General features: G+C 41.9%; 14 protein-coding genes. 7 read left to right on the forward strand and 7 right to left on the reverse strand.

Features of this window, described 5'->3' with window-relative positions:
* Positions 1–133 precede the first annotated feature (133 nt).
* The 4 genes from LLF28_08560 to LLF28_08575 all read left to right on the forward strand — a co-directional run bounded on the left by LLF28_08560 (position 134) and on the right by LLF28_08575 (position 5,679).
* Positions 134–1,243: a hypothetical protein gene (locus tag LLF28_08560; protein MCE5195480.1), complete on the forward strand. Its 1,110-nt coding sequence runs from the start codon at positions 134–136 to the stop codon at positions 1,241–1,243.
* On the forward strand, positions 1,222–2,889 hold the full coding sequence (locus LLF28_08565; GenBank protein MCE5195481.1) for a 4Fe-4S binding protein: 1,668 nt from the start codon (positions 1,222–1,224) through the stop codon (positions 2,887–2,889). Before LLF28_08560 ends, LLF28_08565 begins: the two co-directional genes overlap by 22 nt.
* Positions 2,879–5,233, forward strand: a complete 2,355-nt coding sequence (locus LLF28_08570) for an FAD-dependent oxidoreductase (protein ID MCE5195482.1) — start codon at positions 2,879–2,881, stop codon at positions 5,231–5,233. Before LLF28_08565 ends, LLF28_08570 begins: the two co-directional genes overlap by 11 nt.
* Positions 5,234–5,304: 71 nt before the next feature.
* Entirely contained in the window at positions 5,305–5,679 is a 375-nt protein-coding gene (locus LLF28_08575) for a hypothetical protein (GenBank protein ID MCE5195483.1), read from the forward strand.
* Between the two features lie 20 nt (positions 5,680–5,699).
* Here LLF28_08575 and fdhF read toward each other — a convergent pair whose 3' ends face one another.
* From fdhF to lipA, 6 genes are all read right to left on the reverse strand, one after another.
* Positions 5,700–8,411: a formate dehydrogenase subunit alpha gene (gene fdhF, locus LLF28_08580; GenBank protein MCE5195484.1), complete on the reverse strand. Its 2,712-nt coding sequence runs from the start codon at positions 8,409–8,411 to the stop codon at positions 5,700–5,702.
* 264 nt (positions 8,412–8,675) lie between these two features.
* Complete coding sequence (locus LLF28_08585) at positions 8,676–9,050, reverse strand: hypothetical protein (GenBank protein MCE5195485.1); 375 nt, start codon at positions 9,048–9,050, stop codon at positions 8,676–8,678.
* A gap of 55 nt (positions 9,051–9,105) precedes the next feature.
* Positions 9,106–9,306 (reverse strand): cold-shock protein, encoded by a 201-nt coding sequence (locus LLF28_08590; protein MCE5195486.1) that lies wholly within the window; start codon positions 9,304–9,306, stop codon positions 9,106–9,108.
* 183 nt (positions 9,307–9,489) lie between these two features.
* The gene (locus tag LLF28_08595) at positions 9,490–10,785 is read right to left on the reverse strand and encodes a homoserine dehydrogenase (GenBank protein ID MCE5195487.1); all 1,296 of its coding nucleotides are present in this window, start codon (positions 10,783–10,785) and stop codon (positions 9,490–9,492) included.
* Entirely contained in the window at positions 10,782–11,954 is a 1,173-nt protein-coding gene (locus LLF28_08600) for an aminotransferase class I/II-fold pyridoxal phosphate-dependent enzyme (GenBank protein MCE5195488.1), read from the reverse strand. Before LLF28_08600 ends, LLF28_08595 begins: the two co-directional genes overlap by 4 nt.
* Positions 11,955–11,974: 20 nt before the next feature.
* Positions 11,975–12,835 carry a lipoyl synthase gene (gene lipA, locus LLF28_08605; protein MCE5195489.1) on the reverse strand — a complete coding sequence of 287 codons (861 nt, stop codon included), beginning with the start codon at positions 12,833–12,835 and terminating at the stop codon, positions 11,975–11,977.
* A 155-nt stretch (positions 12,836–12,990) separates the two neighbouring features.
* Here lipA and LLF28_08610 point away from each other — a divergent pair, with 155 nt between their 5' ends.
* From LLF28_08610 to LLF28_08620, 3 genes are all read left to right on the forward strand, one after another.
* Positions 12,991–13,833, forward strand: coding sequence for a DMT family transporter (locus LLF28_08610; protein ID MCE5195490.1), 843 nt, complete (start codon positions 12,991–12,993; stop codon positions 13,831–13,833).
* 68 nt (positions 13,834–13,901) lie between these two features.
* Positions 13,902–14,432, forward strand: a complete 531-nt coding sequence (scpB, locus tag LLF28_08615; GenBank protein ID MCE5195491.1) for an SMC-Scp complex subunit ScpB — start codon at positions 13,902–13,904, stop codon at positions 14,430–14,432.
* The gene (locus LLF28_08620; GenBank protein MCE5195492.1) at positions 14,429–15,328 is read left to right on the forward strand and encodes an NlpC/P60 family protein; all 900 of its coding nucleotides are present in this window, start codon (positions 14,429–14,431) and stop codon (positions 15,326–15,328) included. The genes scpB and LLF28_08620 overlap by 4 nt, the downstream gene beginning before the upstream one ends.
* Here LLF28_08620 and LLF28_08625 read toward each other — a convergent pair.
* A complete protein-coding gene (locus LLF28_08625; protein ID MCE5195493.1) occupies positions 15,319–17,253 on the reverse strand; it encodes a molybdopterin biosynthesis protein in 1,935 nt (644 codons plus the stop codon). The two genes, LLF28_08620 and LLF28_08625, sit on opposite strands and share 10 nt — an antisense overlap.
* Between the last annotated feature and the right edge of the window lie 136 nt (positions 17,254–17,389).

Genomic DNA, 17,389 nt, shown 5'->3' on the forward strand with positions numbered 1-17,389 from the left:
TAATAGACGGCAAACGGTTACCGTCCAATGGCGTCTATGACCACTAAAATCTGTAATGAAGTGGCAGAGACGCTTTTTTGCCTGTTTTTTCAAATTAGGCGATATTATGGGCATGAGGTAAAATAGAAGCATAATGTGCAGACTGGCAGCCATAACATCTAAAGAATATTTTTCGCCAATAGAGAACATCCTTGCACTTGAGACAATGAAGGAAGGGCATGACGGTTCAGGCCTCGGTCTTGTCCTCAAAAACCTCGGCGGAGAGTTTGAGGAACTCAAAGACTGCCCTATACTCTCAGGCATATGCTCAGGCAATGGCGTAAGCATGTTGGATGAATTCATGGAAGCACAGGGATTCAAGCTCAAACATGTATGGACTCCCACAATACGAAAAACAACCTTGATAAATGCACGCGGCCACTATTTTGCAAGAGTGTACGAATATCCAGCTCACTTCAGGAACAGGAGCCAGGCTGAAAAAGAGACTCTTCTAATGAATACTCGTCTCGCCGTAAGAAAGCTCGGAGAAAAGGATGAATCCATATTCGCTTTCTCTTTCTATCCTGACGTAATCACACTTAAAGAGGTGGGAGATCCTCTGCAGGTTGGAGAATTTTTCAGCCTCGACAAGGATATTGTTAAAGCAAAGATCATATTTGCACAAGGAAGGCAGAACACCAACTACGCAATATATCTTTATGCATGTCATCCTTTCTTTATACAGGGATACTGCTCAATGACAAATGGTGAAAATACAGCATTCGTTCCAATAAGAGAATTTCTTATGAGCAGAGGTTTTCCTGGCTACATAGGGTATAACAGCGACAGCGAAGTGTTTACTCACATACTTCATTACACTGTAAGACAGCTTGGCTTCCCTCTTAAATATTACAAAGATGTTATTACTCCGCTAAAACCAAACGAGATGGAATTCAGGCAAGATGGAGAGGCATTGAGACTTATAAAGCATTCTCTAAGGCCATTGTGCATCGACGGGCCGAACATGGTTATTGGATTTACCCCTGATGGCACATGCTTTATGGTTCAGGATTCTAAAAAATTAAGGCCGGGTGTTGTAGGCGGCATAAAGGGTAAATACGCATTGATGTCAGAAGAGTGCGGTGTTGACAAGGCAATACCGAATAGAGACAAGTCAACTGATATATTCCCGATGAAATACGATATGGTCATTATCCAGCCTGATGCAGAGGAGGTGCAGGTATGGAACCAACTGCAGGGTTAAGATTGGATAAAAATCATCAACTGACATTAAGAGAATTCCCATATATAATCCGCTGGAGGGACGATAGGTGCAAGCGCTGCGGTTCATGCACAGCTGTGTGTCCTGTAAAAGCAATTGAACCATCAGTTCAACTGCAGAGGATTGTTAAATCCGAAGGACATGTTCCAACACCAACTGCTGTCAGAAACATAACCCATATTGTAAAGCAGGTTGCTGATATGGAAAGGTACTGCACAGGCTGCGGAACATGCACGCTTGTATGTCCTAACGAAGCAATCGAGCCTGAATATAATCCACAAAACAAATTTAATCATTACAAAAATAAGGGCGGTGAGCCTTACAGAAGAGGCGGAAGGAGAAATGATCCTTCACCTTCAACGCTTGACAGACTGAAATTCACGAGGATATCCATGCTCACAGACCCTGCGCTGGATGCAGGACGTCACGAATTTCATGTAAGAACACTCTTGGGAAGGATACTGCCTCCAGAGGAACTGCCCCTGAAAGTAATTAACAATAAGATTCTGGTTGATAAAGAGATTGATAAATTTATTCCTCCTGTAAGAGAAATATTCCCGATAATGATCGGGAGCATGTCTATCGGAGCACTTTCCCCTCCAATGTGGGAAGGTCTCGCAATGGCAGTAGCATATCTTAACGAAATTGAGAATATGCCTGTTGTTATGTGTTCAGGCGAAGGCGGAATGCCGCCGAGACTGCTTAAATCAAAATATCTGAAATATTTCATTATCCAGATCGCATCAGGATATTTTGGATGGGACGAGATAATACACGCCCTTCCTCACATGACAGAAGACCCTGCTGCAATTGAAATTAAATATGGTCAGGGCGCAAAGCCCGGCGACGGCGGACTGCTTATGGCACAAAAGGTTTTAAAACTTATAGCCGAGATACGAGGTGTGCCACAGTTCGTTGACCTTTCATCGCCTCCGACCCATCAGACAAAATACTCCATTGAAGAGGCCGTTGCAAAGATGATCCAGTCAATGTCAATGGCATGGGGATTCAGGGTGCCTGTTTATCCAAAAATCTCAGGGACAAAAACAGCAAGAGCAGTTTTAAACAATCTTGCACGAAATCCATATGCAGCAGGATTGTACATTGACGGAGAAGACGGGGGAACAGGTGCAGCTTATAATGTTTCTCTTGACCATATGGGACATCCAATAGCATCGAATTTAAGAGAATGCTATCTTGACCTTGTAAAGCAGGGAAAACAAAATGAACTTCCGTTGATCGCAGCAGGCGGAGTCGGTAAAAAAGGGAATCTTGCTGCAAATACTGCAGCATTGATAATGCTTGGTGCATCAGCGGTTGCAATAGGCAAATACATCATGCAGTCAGCAGCAGACTGCTTTGGAGATGAATACAACAGATGCAATCTGTGCAATACTGGCAGATGCCCGAGAGGAATTACAACACAAGACCCTAAATTATACAGAAGGCTTGATTCTGATAAAGTTGCAGAAAGAGTTGTTGAGGTCTTTAAGGCGGCTGATGTTGAACTCAAAAAAATATTCGCTCCAATGGGAAGAAGCACAGAACTTCCAATCGGCATGTCGGACGGTCTCAGCATAGATGATAAAGCTGCGGCTGAAAGACTGGGAATAAGCTATGCGTGCTGAAAAAATAAAAAAATCTTCAGACAATGCAACAGTCATTAACGGTGCTGTTGAAGGGAAAAGACTGGCTACCCGCATTCTTGAAGAGCAGATACAAGAAGCTGTTAAGAAAGGTGCTAGAAAGATACATGTGATCGCCGACGGACAGCACAGCATAGGCGGGAGAATATGGCCGCGCAAAGAGGCCATAATAATAACAGTCGAAGGCCCTGTTGGACAGAGACTCGGCAGCATGGGAATGGAAGGAACAGAAATTGTTGTTCATGGAAGCGCATCTGACGATGTTGGCTGGCTCAATTGCGGTGCTAAGATAACTGTTTTAGGTGATGTAACTAACGGCGCATTTAATGCAGCAGCACAGGGTGTTCTTTATGTTCAGGGCAGAGGAGGTGCGCGCTGCGATACAATGACAAAGCAAAATCCCAGATTTGAACCTCCACAGTCTTGGTATTTCAGAGAGGTTGGCGATTCTTTTGCTGAGTTTAAAGCAGGAGGCATAGCTGTTGTATGCGGAGTAAATCCAGCAAATCCAAAAAACATACTCGGTTATCGTCCATGCGTAGGAATGGTCGGAGGAACAATTTATTTCAGAGGGCAGATTCAGGGATACAGCGCAAGAGACGTTAAGTTATCAGAAATAACTTCGCAGGACTGGGAATGGCTTAAAGAAAATATAACACCATTCCTTGAAGCTGTTGAGAGAACATCCTATCATGAAGAACTTACCCGTTCTGCTGATGAATGGAAAAAATTAACTGCATATACTCCGCAGGAAAAAAGAGCCAGAAGATTTTTCAAGATGACAACCTCTGATTTCAGAAAAAATGTCTGGGATAAGTATGTTGGCGCAGGAGGAATATTCGCAGAATATCTCGATCATGAACTCACAATTCTTCCTTATATAACAACAGGCAAAGAAAGAAGAAATAGACCTGTATGGGCAAATCAAAAATATGCGCCTCCTTGTGCATATGCATGTCCTACACATATTCCTTCTCATCAAAGAGCAGCGCTTATAAGACAGGGGAAACTGCAGGAAGCATTAGAGCTTGTATTGCAGTACAGCCCTCTGCCTGCAACAGTCTGCGGAGAGATATGCCCTAACCTTTGCATGAACAGCTGTACCAGAGGATTTTTAGATAAGCCCCTTCAGATCGATAAATTAGGAAGCCTTGCCCTAGAACTTCCTGCTCCTAAAAAAGCAGAGCCTACAAATCACAAAATAGCTGTGATAGGCGGCGGTCCTGCCGGGATGTCCGCTGCATGGCAGCTTGTATTAAAAGGACATGCTGTTGATATATATGAGGCTTCCGATAAACTTGGAGGAAAGATAGAACTATGCATTCCAAGAGAGCGTCTTCCTCACCAGATTCTTGAGAAAGAAATATCGAGATTCAAAGAGCTCGGGGTCAATGTTCATCTGAATACAAAAGTGGATAAACAGAGATTCGAGAAAATATATAAAGACCATGAAGTCGTAATAGTGGCGTGCGGTGCGCATCAGCCGAGGAAAATTTCATTCCCAGGTTCTGATAATGCAGTATCAGCATATGATTTTCTTAGAGACATAAACTCCGGCAGGCATCCTGATCTAAAAAATAAAAAGGTTGTAATAATCGGCGCAGGAAATGTCGGAATGGACGCAGCTTCAGAGGCATACAACAACGGAGCAGAGTCTGTGGTTGCTGTAGATATACAGAAGCCGGCTGCGTTTGGTGTTGAAATCGATATCGCTAAGGCAAAGGGGACAAAGATTTTATGGCCTAAATTCACAGAGCGCTATGACAAAAATGAAAATAAAATATATTTTAAAGACGGTTCAACGCTTGATGCTGATTTTGTAGTAATATCTGTCGGGGACGTGCCTGAGGTTGATTTCCTCCCTCAAAGAATTCATACAGAAAAAGGGTGGATAAAGACAGGTGAAAACTATCAGACCTCTGATGTTAAAGTCTTTGCTATAGGCGATGTTACAGGACTCGGCCTTATAACACATGCTATCGGTCATGGAAGGCTCACTGCTGAGAATGTACATTATCTTATAAGCCATGCTCCTCGTCAACCTGAGATAAAACAGGTTATACCGTACGAAAGAATCAAGACAGAATACTATGATCTCTGCAAAGGAGATTTTACTCCAGAGAAGGAAGCAGACAAGTGCATGTCGTGTGCAACCTGCCGCGACTGCCACATGTGCGAGACAACCTGCTATTGGGACGCAATCAGCAGAGTCGAACACAAAGACGGTTCATACGAATATGTTGTCGACGAAGAAAAATGCATCGGCTGCGGATTCTGCGCCGGCACCTGCCCATGCGGAGTCTGGGAGATGGTCGAGAATATTTAATACTCGATTCTCATTGTTCCGGCAACCTGCTATAATATTTCTGAATTTATTTTTTAAAAGGAGATGATAAATTGGTCTCAATAATGTCACGCATCAAGATCATACTTGCAGGACTGCTCTTGTTGATTATCGGAGGTTTTGTTCTCTATACATGGATAGTTTTACACTGGAGTTTTTCAAAAGGCGAACGCGCTGGCTATGTCCAGAAATTCTCGCAAAAAGGCTGGCTTTGCAAGACATGGGAAGGCGAGCTGGCAATGGTTTCGATGCCTGGCACCATGTCTGAAAAATTTTTATTCAGTGTACGTGATGATAAAGTTATCAGCCGCATAAACCAGACCGCTGGTAAAAAAGTTGTGATAAGCTATGAACAACATATAGGAGTTCCCTCGAAGTGTTTTGGAGAAACAGAATACTTTGTGACTGATGTGAGATATCTAGAATAGTCTCTACTTAGAAAAAAACATTATGTCTTCTCTATTTTGACAGAACATGCCTTGTACTCAGGAGTGCCTGTTATTGGATCCCTGACCCCTGATGTAAGCATGTTTGTAAGCGCTTCTGGATGATGGAACGTGAGAAATACGCTGCCTGCCTGGGAACGGTCAGTCACTTTTGCCTTCACCTTAATCTGGCCTCTTCTTGATGAAACATTCACCCAATCTCCGTTGAGCAGACCAATATCTGCTGCATCCTCATGGCTTATCTCGAGCAGCTCTTCAGGCACAAGCTCCAGTATGCCGCTGCACCTTCTTGTCATCGAACCGTTGTTGTAGTGCTCCCTTACTCTGCCTGTTATGAGCACATAAGGATATTCATCATCAGGTTTTTCGCCGGAACCTGTATGATCAAGCGGCATGAACTGTGCTAATCCTCCAGGCCTTGAGAATATATCTGTATACAGTGTTGATGTGCCAGGATGCTCTTTTTCAGGACATGGCCATTGCAGACCCTTTTCATCAATCCTTTTATAGTCTATGCCTCCGTAGTTGGGAACAAGTGATGCTATCTCATCCATTATCTCTGACGGATGGGTATAGCTCATTTTATAGCCCATCCTCGTTGAGAGTTCACATATAACCTGCCAGTCTGCCATACCGCACAAAGGTTCTATAGCCTTGCGCACGCGCTGCACCCTGCGCTCTCCGTTTGTAAATGTACCGTCCTTCTCTGCAAAGCTCGCGCCAGGAAGCACCACATCAGCAAAGCGTGTGGTCTCTGTATGGAATATATCCTGCGCAACAAGAAACTCCACTGACTCCAGAGCTTTCCATATATGATTGAGGTTCGGATCTGTCTGCGCTATGTCATAACCGAGCACATACAAACCCTTGAAATTCCCTTTTGTGCATTCATCCAGCATTTCTACTGATTTCAGTCCTGGCTTGTCCTTGATCTGCACTCCCCAGGCCTTCTCGAATTTGGCGCGCGCCTTGGGATCGAGCACAGACTGGTAGCCAGGCAGTGATGATGGATACGGCCCAAGGTCTGATGCGCCCTGCACATTATTCTGCCCTCTCAAGGCCATAATTCCTGTTGATGGCCTGCCTATCTGTCCGCAAGCGAGTGCAAGGTTGGCTATCGCCATAGCGTTCTCCGTACCTGTCTTGTGCTCCGTCACTCCAAGGCCATAAACAATCATCGCCTTGTCAGCTTGAGCATAGAGCCTGGCTGCCTCAACAACCTTGTCCCACGACACACCTGTTATCTCCTCTACAACATCCGGCCCGTATTCAGAGACTTTTGCCTTGAGCTCCTCTATCCCCTCTGTCCTTTTTGAGATAAAGGCTTCATCTTCCCATCCGTTCTGGAATATAGCATTGAGCATGCCGTTTAGAAGCGCGATGTTGCTGCCGGGTTTGAGATTAAGCCATACGTCAGCGCGTTTTGCCATCCATGTCTTTCTAGGATCGCCTACTATCAGCTTTGCGCCGTTTCTGAGCGCCTTTTTGAGCCAGAGAGAAACAATCGGATGTCCTTCAGTAGGATTTGAGCCAAACAGGAACAGTGTGTCCATATCCGGCATCTGATCGAGAGAATTGGTTGCTGCTCCTGCACCGAGACTGGTGGCCAGACCGGCCACAGTTGGAGCGTGTCAGACCCGCGCGCAGTTGTCCACATTATTGGACCCAACCGCGCATCGCACCCATTTGGCGAGTAGATAGTTTTCTTCGTTTGTGCATCGAGCTGATGAAAAAGCTCCGACCTTTTCAGCCCCGTATTTTTCAATTAGACTTTTGAATCTTGTTGAGACAAGGTCAAGCGCCTCATCCCATGAAGCCTCATGGAATACGCCATTCTTTTTTATGAGAGGAGTCTTTATACGATCAGGACTGTGTATGAACTCATATCCATACCTGCCCTTTATGCAGAGGTTGCCCCTGTTTACAGGCGCATCAAATGCTGATGTCACCTTGACCACTCTATTGTTTCTCACATTCAGATAAAAGTTGCAGCCGGTGCCGCAGTATGAACAGGTGGTCTTCACCTTCTTCATCTCAAAATCACGGCCAAAGCCGCGGCCCTTTTTATCAGTTAAAGCGCCTGTCGGGCAGGTTGATACACACTGGCCGCAGAACTCGCAGTTGTCTAGCGTGCGGGGTTTGCTGAAGGCTGTGTCCGGCATTGTCCTGAATCCCCTGCCTGCCAGATCAATTGTTCCGGCCATCACAACCTCATTGCATATCCTTGTGCATCTGCCGCAGAGTATGCATTTGTTGGGTTCATAGGTGATGAATGGATTGTCCTCTCTCTTTGGCAGATCCCACTTTTCGCCTTTGTACAGATCACCGTCAGCATCATATTCGTACGCAAGATCCTGGAGAGTGCAGCTGCCGGTCTGCTCGCACTTCATGCAGTCATTGGGATGATTCGAGAGTATAAGTGAAAGATTTGTCCTGCGCAACTGGCGCAGAAGAGGACTTTCTGTTGTTACCTCCATACCGTCCTGAACAGGAGTGGTGCATGATGCAAGAGGCCTTGCCATACCCTTTATCTCGACCAGGCATAGCCTGCATCCTCCGTAGGGTTCGAGACGCTCATCATGGCAGAGAGTGGGAATGCGTATACCGGCTTCGCGGCAGACCTCAAGTATGGTTCTGCTCGGCTCAGATATTATTTTTTTATCATTAATGATAAGCGTTATCTGATCTTTGGGATTGTCTGCATTATTATCCATTAAACAAAACCATCCTGTTTTTAAAATAGTGTTTCAGCTTCTTATGTGTATATTATAAACTCTTCTCTTCTTTAAAGTTATTTCTAACCATATTAAAAATATCAAAATTCTAATAACAAATACTTATATATAATCTCAGAGATTAATAATTTACATATTGTTTGCTGGTGCTGAAAGGAATTGGGTTTAATCAAAGACTTTTAAGATTGCATGGATATAACTTCAAATAAAAAAAGAAAAATACAAGACTGGTCACTAATTAAATTAGTGATATTTGATGTTGATTTCGTACGAAACGCTTGAGTGTCCTGAGGAAAGAGTGCCGTTTTCTCCATTACAGACCAGCTTGCCTTTGATTGTTTTTTTGCGGTCTTTAACCATCTGTTTGATTACAGGGCCTAAGTCAAAACCGCCGTTAAGGCATTCCTTAGTCATGCAGTCCATATTAAAATAAGCATAATCATTAGGAAAAATATTTATGGTGCGGTTCATAAGCACCAGCTCTGATACTCTCTGGTAATAGATCATATGTATTACCATACCTGAAACTTTAGGAAATTTTTCTGAAACCAGACCAGCAGCAATCTTGTTCTTCTTATCCAGTTCCATCCGTGCTAAAACATTTTGTTTGTTTGCCATCTTCTCCTCTGTAAATAAAATATCCCCCTGCTGTGCAGGGGGATATTGCAGTCAATTATAGTTTCGCTACATTTACTGCTTTGTTGCCTTTTGGGCCTTTTTCAATGTCAAAACTTACTGAATCGCCTTCTGCAAGAGACTTGAATCCGTTGCCTGTGATAGAAGAATAGTGGACAAAAAGATCGCTTCCGTCTTCGCTTGTGATAAATCCAAAACCTTTTGATTCATTGAACCACTTTACTGTTCCATTAGCCATGTTAGTTACCTCCTTATTTAGACTAAAGTCTCAGAGCCAGTGTCCAATAAAAAAGCCACAAAGCTAAAAGTCTTTGTGGCTTTCATGTCTACCATGTTACAAAAACTTCCGAAACTTCAGCGTTATAATGACATTTATCTAAAGTAAAGTCAACAAAAAACTTTGATTTGAAATTTATATTAATTACTCTTCCTTTCCTTCAACCCTGATATACAGAGTTCTGTCCGCTACAACAGGCATCTTATCAATCTCAGCAACTGCCTTCACAACATCTTTTTCTTTAGCTTTATGAGCAAGCACAATAAGAGGGACTGCATCTCCTTCGCTTCTTCCTTTTTGAATAACTGATTTTATGCTTATGCTGCAGTTCCCAAGCACGCCGGATATTTTTGAAAGAACTCCTGGCTTGTCATATGCTGTAAATCTGAAATAATACATTGATTCGATATCATCCATTTTCTTGATTGTTAAGTCGGATTTTTTGGTGCTGATGCCTGAAATTTTTCCAACTGCATTCCTATTTATATTACTTGCTATATCAATAATATCGCTTACAACAGCGCTTCCTGTCGGCATATCCCCGGCTCCTCTGCCGTAGTAGAGCGTATCTCCTACTGCATCTCCCTGAACATATATTGCATTGAATACGCCATCAACCTTTGATATCAGATAGTCTTTTGGAATCATTGTCGGATGCACTCTCAATTCGACGCTGCCGTCATTAGCCTTTGCAATTGCCAGAAGTTTTATCTTGTATCCAAGCTCGGATGCAAACATGATATCTTCAGCGGTTATCTTTGTAATTCCTTCTACATGTATCTCATCAAAAGACAATGGAATGCCGTATGCAATAGATGCAAGGATTGCAAGTTTGTGAGCTGAATCTATGCCTTCGATGTCAAATGTCGGATCCGATTCTGCATAACCGAGTCGCTGTGACTCTTTCAGGGCATCTGAAAATTCTATGCCATCATCAGTCATTTTTGTAAGAATATAATTTGATGTGCCGTTTATTATTCCATATACTGCAAGTATCCTGTTTGCGATCAGCCCTTCTTTCAAGACCTTGATTATAGGAATTCCTCCGGCAACTGACGCCTCAAACCCTATTTCAATTCCATGTTTTTCCGCTTCGGCAAATATCTCTTTCCCTTCCTTGGCAAGAAGCGCCTTGTTGGCTGTTACAACGTGTTTCTTATTTCTTATCGCCTTTAAAATAAAATCCTTTGCAGGTTTGATCCCGCCTATTAATTCAACAACGATTTGAATATCAGGGTCATTTAATATTTTATCTGCATCATCGACAAGAACACCTTGAGGGAGTTTTACTCCCCTATCCTTCTTTGTATCAATGTCTGCAATCCTCTTTAGATTAATATCGAGGCCTGTCTTTCTTGAAAAGATACCCTTATTCTCTATAAGGATTTTTGCGGTTCCTGTTCCTACAGTTCCAAATCCTATTATCCCGACATTTATCATTTCTGCAGCACCTTTCTTATGCCTTTAACAGCCTGTTTAATCCTGAGTTCATTCTCAACCAGTGCAAATCTTACGTATGAATCTCCGCCTTCACCAAATCCGATTCCGGGTGAAACAGCAACCCCTGCTTCTTTTATAAGGAGTTTTGAGAATTCAAGAGAACCCAGTTTCTTAAACTGCTCAGGTATCTCTGCCCAGACAAACATCGTGGCCTTTGGTGCAGGCACATTCCATCCGGCATTGTTAATCCCCTTTATAAGTTCGTTACGTCTTGATTCATATGTTTTCCTGAATTCCTCAACACAATCCTGAGGACCGCGTAAGGCAACGATGCTTGCTATCTGTATGGGCTGGAACATCCCATAATCAAGATAACTCTTTATCTTTGTGAGCGCTCCAACTATATCCTTATTCCCAATGCAGAATCCAACTCTCCATCCTGCCATTGAATAACTTTTTGTAAGAGAAAAGAATTCTACCCCTACGTCTTTTGCTCCTGGAACCTGCAAAAAACTTGGGGCTTTGTAATCGTCAAAGACCAGATCCGAATATGCAAAGTCGTGTATGACAAAAATATTATTCTCTTTCGCGAAATCGACAATCTTTTTGAAAAAATCCAGGCCGTCAAGAACAAGTGTTGTCGGATTGTGAGGAAAATTTATTATGAGCATTTTCGGTCTTGGCCATGCTTTCTTGAATGTCTTCTCCATTTCATCGAAAAAATTTATTCCATGCCCTATTGGGATATTTATAACCTCGCCTCCTGCTATTATCACGCTGTATGGATGTATAGGATATGCAGGCGTTGCTGTCATGACAACATCACCCGGCTGGATAGTTGCAAGCGCAAGATGAGAAAGCCCTTCTTTTGAACCTATCGTAACAACAGCTTCACTCTCAGGATCAAGGTCAACATCGTATCTTCTTTTGTACCATTCTGTTATCGCTGCTCTGAGCTGAGTTATCCCTCTTGAAGCTGAGTATCTGTGATTTTTTGGATTCTTTGCTGCCTCGCAAAGCTTGTCGATAACATGCTGAGGCGCAGGCATATCAGGATTGCCCATGCCGAGATCGATGATATCCTCGCCTCTTTTTCTCGCATCCATCTTGAGATTGTTGACTATTGCAAACACATACGGCGGAAGTCTCTTTATCCTGTTAAATTCCAAATTCCCATCCTCCTGAAAATTTATAAATTATTTTCAATACTATTATACATCTCTTCAGCATTCATTGAGCTTCTGACAAGCGGCGAAGAAGCCACAAACTTAAATCCCATATCAAGCGCCGTATCTTTGTAAGTCTTGAAAATCTCCGGCCTTATATATTCTCTTACAGGAAGATTTTTTTTTGTAGGCCTCAAATACTGACCTATAGTAAGCGCATCGCATCCAGCATTTCTTACATCTTTTAAAACATCAATGACTTCGTTAAAAGTCTCTCCTAATCCAACCATAATGCCAGATTTAGTAGTTATATCAGACTTGAAAATCTTTGCATTTTTAAGGATATGAATCGAAGTAAAATAGTTTGCATTGTGTCTTACATACGGATAAAGCCTGGGCACAGTCTCAATATTATGATTAAAAACATCAGGATTAGAATCAATAACAGTTTTCAAAGAATCTTTATTCCCCTTGAAGTCAGGGGTTAATACTTCGACTTTTATTCCTTTAACATGATTTCTTATAGAATCAACTGTTTTTGCAAAATGTGATGCGCCTCCATCCGGCAGGTCGTCTCTGGTTACAGAGGTAACAACAACATATTTAAGTTCCATCGCCTTTGCTGCAAGCGCCACTCTCTCAGGCTCATCACTATCAGGAGGTTCCGGCAATGTTGACTCAACAGAACAGAATCCGCAGTTTCTTGTGCAGCGGGAGCCCAGAATTATAAAAGCTGCCGCCGGTTTTTTGAAACACTCTGTTGAATTAGGACAGCGAGCCTCTTCACATACAGTAGCAACTCTGTGGTCTCTCAGGATTTTTTTTGTGTCATGGGAACTTATTAAATTTTTTGTTTTTACCCACTCAGGAAGCCTCATAGTCATTAAACATAAAAGAAATGCACAACTTTGTCAATTGCAAACAAAAGCTTATATCGACAGGACATTAAAGCTAAAATTAAATCTAGTCAATATCTGAATTGCCCGGCAGCATATGTTAAAATTTAAAAACTTCTCATGAGGTTTTTAAAAATTTGCAAATGAACGCATTTTATATACTGACAGCAATAATACTCTGGAGTTCTCTTGGTGTTTTTGTCAGGATCGCTGAAGTTCCTGTGCAGACAATAATGTTCTACTCGGTTCTAGCAGCGCTTATAATCCAGTCAGCAATGCTCACACATAAAAGCTACAGGCAATATCTCCCTCCTGTAAAAGATTTAAAATTCCCAATACTGCTCGGCATAGTTTCATTGATTAATACATTCACATTTTACTTTGCTTACAAGAACACAACAATCGCAAATGCAATATTAACTCACTACACCGCGCCTGTAATCGTTGCCTTTCTAGCTCCGTTCCTGCTTAAAGAAAAAATCACTCTAAGAATTCTTACAGTTATAGTAATTGCCTCGACAGGGTTGTGGATTATGCTGAACGGATTTTCGCCTGAAAAAGGTCATGGGCTGGGAATAATTGCAGGTCTCGTTTCAGGATTTATGTACGCAATGCTAATAATCATCCTAAGAGCAAAGTCAACTAATTTTCATCCGCTAGCGCTGGCTTTTTTATCGAATCTTGTCATTGTATTGCTGCTGTCGCCTTTTATCAGGGAGTTTCCTATAAAGGCATTATGGATATTCATAACAATGGGCATAGTTCATTCAACAATAGCGCCTGTTCTGTATTTCAAAGGTCTTCAGACAGTGAGTGCAAATAAGGCGGCAGTATTAGGCTACATGGAACCGGTTATGGCTATAATCCTAAGCGCAATATTCTTAAGTGAAAACCCGGGAGCTAACACTATTATCGGAGGTCTGCTGATAATATTGTCAGGCTGCATAACGTTGATAAAAAAACAAAATAAAAATTCTGCCTTTTAAATATTCTGATTCAATTCCGATTTACCGATTGAATTTTTTCAGGTTTTTCTGTTATATTCTTCGAAGTGATGGAAGACATTCAGAAAAAATCACTGCTTGAGGCAATCCTGTTTCTCTCAGGAGAGCCCATCATCTTATCCTCATTAAAAGACACAATAGAAATACCAGAACAAGACTTAAAGAGGTTTATGGATGAACTCATGGCAGAATACAAAGAGAGAAACAGGGGGATACTTATCGTTGAAATAGCCAATGGCTACCAGATGATAACAAACCCTGAACATTCTGAATCTCTTAAAAAGTTCAAGGCAACAAAAGCAGCTACAAAGCTGTCGCTCGCAGCGCTTGAAACACTTGCGATAATAGCCTATAAACAGCCAATGATAAAGGCTGAAGTCGAACAGTTAAGAAGTGTAAATTCTGACGGAGTAATAAAAACACTCCTTGACAGAAAACTTATAAAGATCATGGGCAGGAAAGAAGCTCCGGGCAAGCCACTGTTATATGGCACTACCAAGGAATTTTTACAGTATTTCGGCCTAAAAGACCTTTCTGAACTCCCGACAATAAAAGATCTTGACAGAGAGGAAGCCGCTTGATTAAAAAATTTATCATATTATTCATTTTTATCTTTCTGCTTTCAGCATCACAGTCATCAGCATATGAGACATACAAAGTGAAAAAAGGCGACACTCTTTCACATATATCAAAAAAGTTCAAGGTCAGCATTCGTGAGCTGAGAGAGTTAAACAACCTCAAACCATCATCAAGGCTAAAAATAAGACAGGTGCTCATAATAAACACTGCGCCAAGAATTTACACTGTAAGAAGCGGCGATACATTAGAAAAAATTGCAAAGAAATATAATCTCGAGATTGAAGAACTAAAAGACTTTAACAGACTTGAAACAGATGAGGTAAAGACCGGCAAGAGATTGTTTATTGAGCAGGCAACAGAAGATGAAATATCCAGGCTTCATCTTGATGAAGAACTCGCAAGACTTCTAGAATCGGAAGAAATCGCAAAGATGAACACAAAGGATAGGCTCATCTTCTTTGCAAAAAAATTCCTTGAAATTCCTTATCGATTCGGCGGATCAAGCGTAATGGGAATTGACTGCTCAGCTTATGTTAAAAAAGTCTATGAACTGGTAGGCATAGAGCTCCCTCGTTCGGCAAGACTGCAGTATAAAGAAGGTGAATCAATTGACAAGGATTCTTTGTCAATAGGCGATCTTGTTTTCTTCAGAACATATGCGAAGTTTCCCTCTCATGTCGGGATATATCTCGGCAGTGACCTTTTCATCCATGCATCATCCTATGACAGAAAAGTTGAAATAAGCGATTTTAACAAACCTTATTACCAGAAAAGATTTATCGGCGCTAAAAGATTCATTCAGGATACAGCAGACCAAACTTCAACAAAAGAAGAAAAGCAGGAGCTAAAAGAAGAGGTTAAAGAAACTACTCCGGGCAATACAGCAGTTCAGTCCTGATAAATAATTTCCCCCATGCCGCTTATATCATAACCTCCAAGGTTTCTCACAGAACTTCTGAACTCGTCATCTTCTCTAATTATCTTCAAAATTGATTGAATTAACCCGCCTTCATAAAACTCTGCTGGTATTGCAAGGTCATATCTTTCTTTTGCAATAGGAATAAAATCCAGATCCAGCGCCTTTGCAGCAGCAAAGATTGCAAGTCCTGCATCAGCCATGTTTGTAAGCACAGCAGATGCAACTCCCATATGGGTATATTCTTCTACTTTATATCCATTTACATCATCAGCCCTTATGCCCAGTTCATTCAGATTTTTGTCAGTCAAAAGTCTCGTGCCTGAACCTGCCTGCCTGTTCATAAAAATAATATCTTTTCTGAGCAGATCTTTAAATCCTTTTATCTTTTTAGGGTTGCCCTTTGGCACAACAAGCCCCTGATCTCTATGAACCAGATTAACAAGAAATATCTTTTTGCCGGAGAGCAGCCGCTTTATAAAAGGCAGATTATACTCACCAGTTGCTTCATCGAGAAGATGTGTTCCTGCCAGATGGCATTCGCCTCTTTTTAACGCCATCAACCCTCCCATGGAGCCGACATGCGCTGAAGAAAGCGAAAGATTCGAATATCTCTTTCTCAAAATATTGCCAAGCAGATCAAGTGTAATATCATGGCTTCCTATGCAGACAAGAGTATTCTCTATCTCCTTTTTTGTTCTAAAGAGTTCTACATCCACTTCAGAGCCTGAACCCAAGCCTTCAGACATTGATGGTATTCTCATGATCCCGTCTGCCCGCACAAGCGACATAATCACCCCTGCGCCCCTTGCCAGAGGAGTTGCTATAAAATTATCTCCAACCTTGCCGACCTTTACTCTTAGAAATTCTTCCTGTCCGAGACTTGATGCTATCTGTCTTGACAGTTTTGCCTTTAATGTCTCTGATATCTCCGAATCTAACCCTAGCCATTTCTTTATAACAGGTTTTCCAAAAAGATTGAGCGCTAAAAATGCAGAAACAGAATAACCCGGGATGCCTAAAACAGGTTTGTTATTAACCCATCCAAGCATTAACGGCTTCCCAGGTTTTATATTTACACCGTGAAGGATAACCTCTCCTATTTCGCTTATTGCCCTTGAGGTAAAATCCTCGCTGCCGGCAGATGCGCCTGCATTAACAACAACCATATCAGATTTTTTGCATGCCTCGAGAATTGTCTTCTTTAATTCATCAAGATTGTCAGGGACGATGTTAAATCTTATTGCATTTCCGCCCCACTCATTGATAAATCCTCCAAGCATCCTTGAGTTGTACTCTATGATATCGCCTTTTTTTAAATTCGTTCCTGGTTCGACGATCTCTGTCCCTGTAGGGATAACAGCAACATCAGGTTTTTTTCTTACGCTGACCTCGGTGTGTCCTCCTGCAAGCATTGCGCCTATATCAAATGGCCTTATCTTCTGATTTTCAGGGAGTATAAGCTCTGTAGCGACAATATCCTCACCTATTACTCTCACATTCTGCCATGGGGTTACAGGCGCAGATATTTCAATGTATTCTCCCTTGCCATCTTTAAAAACATTTATATCCTCGATCATTATCACTGAATTAAAACCATCAGGGATTGGATCTCCTGTATCAACATAAACAGCCTGCTCCTTAATCTTCAGCTTTTTTTGAGATCTTTCTGAAGCCCCGAATGTTTCAGAAAATTTTACTGCATAGCCGTCCATTGCAGAGGCATGATAAAAAGGCGCTGACAGCTTTGCATAAACAGGAGAAGCTGTTATTCTTCCCTGCGAATCAATGACCTTAATTGTTTCTTTTCCTAAAGGTTTAAAAAGACTTTCTGTTTTCAGCCTGCCGAACCATTTTTTAGCAGCCTCATCAAGAGAAACAGTGTTCAGATAAAGCTCACGCTTCAATCAAGCCCCCATTGTTTAAGTTAAGATTTAAGAATTAAATAATATCTTAATTAAGCAGACTAACGCAATAAAACGATATGGAAAACGTCACCAGCTTTTTGATATTGCTGATTTATTGAAAGCCTAAACCTTACTC

The sequence above is a fragment of the Nitrospiraceae bacterium genome, assembly GCA_021373015.1.
Lineage (GTDB): Bacteria > Nitrospirota > Thermodesulfovibrionia > Thermodesulfovibrionales > UBA1546 > JAJFTJ01.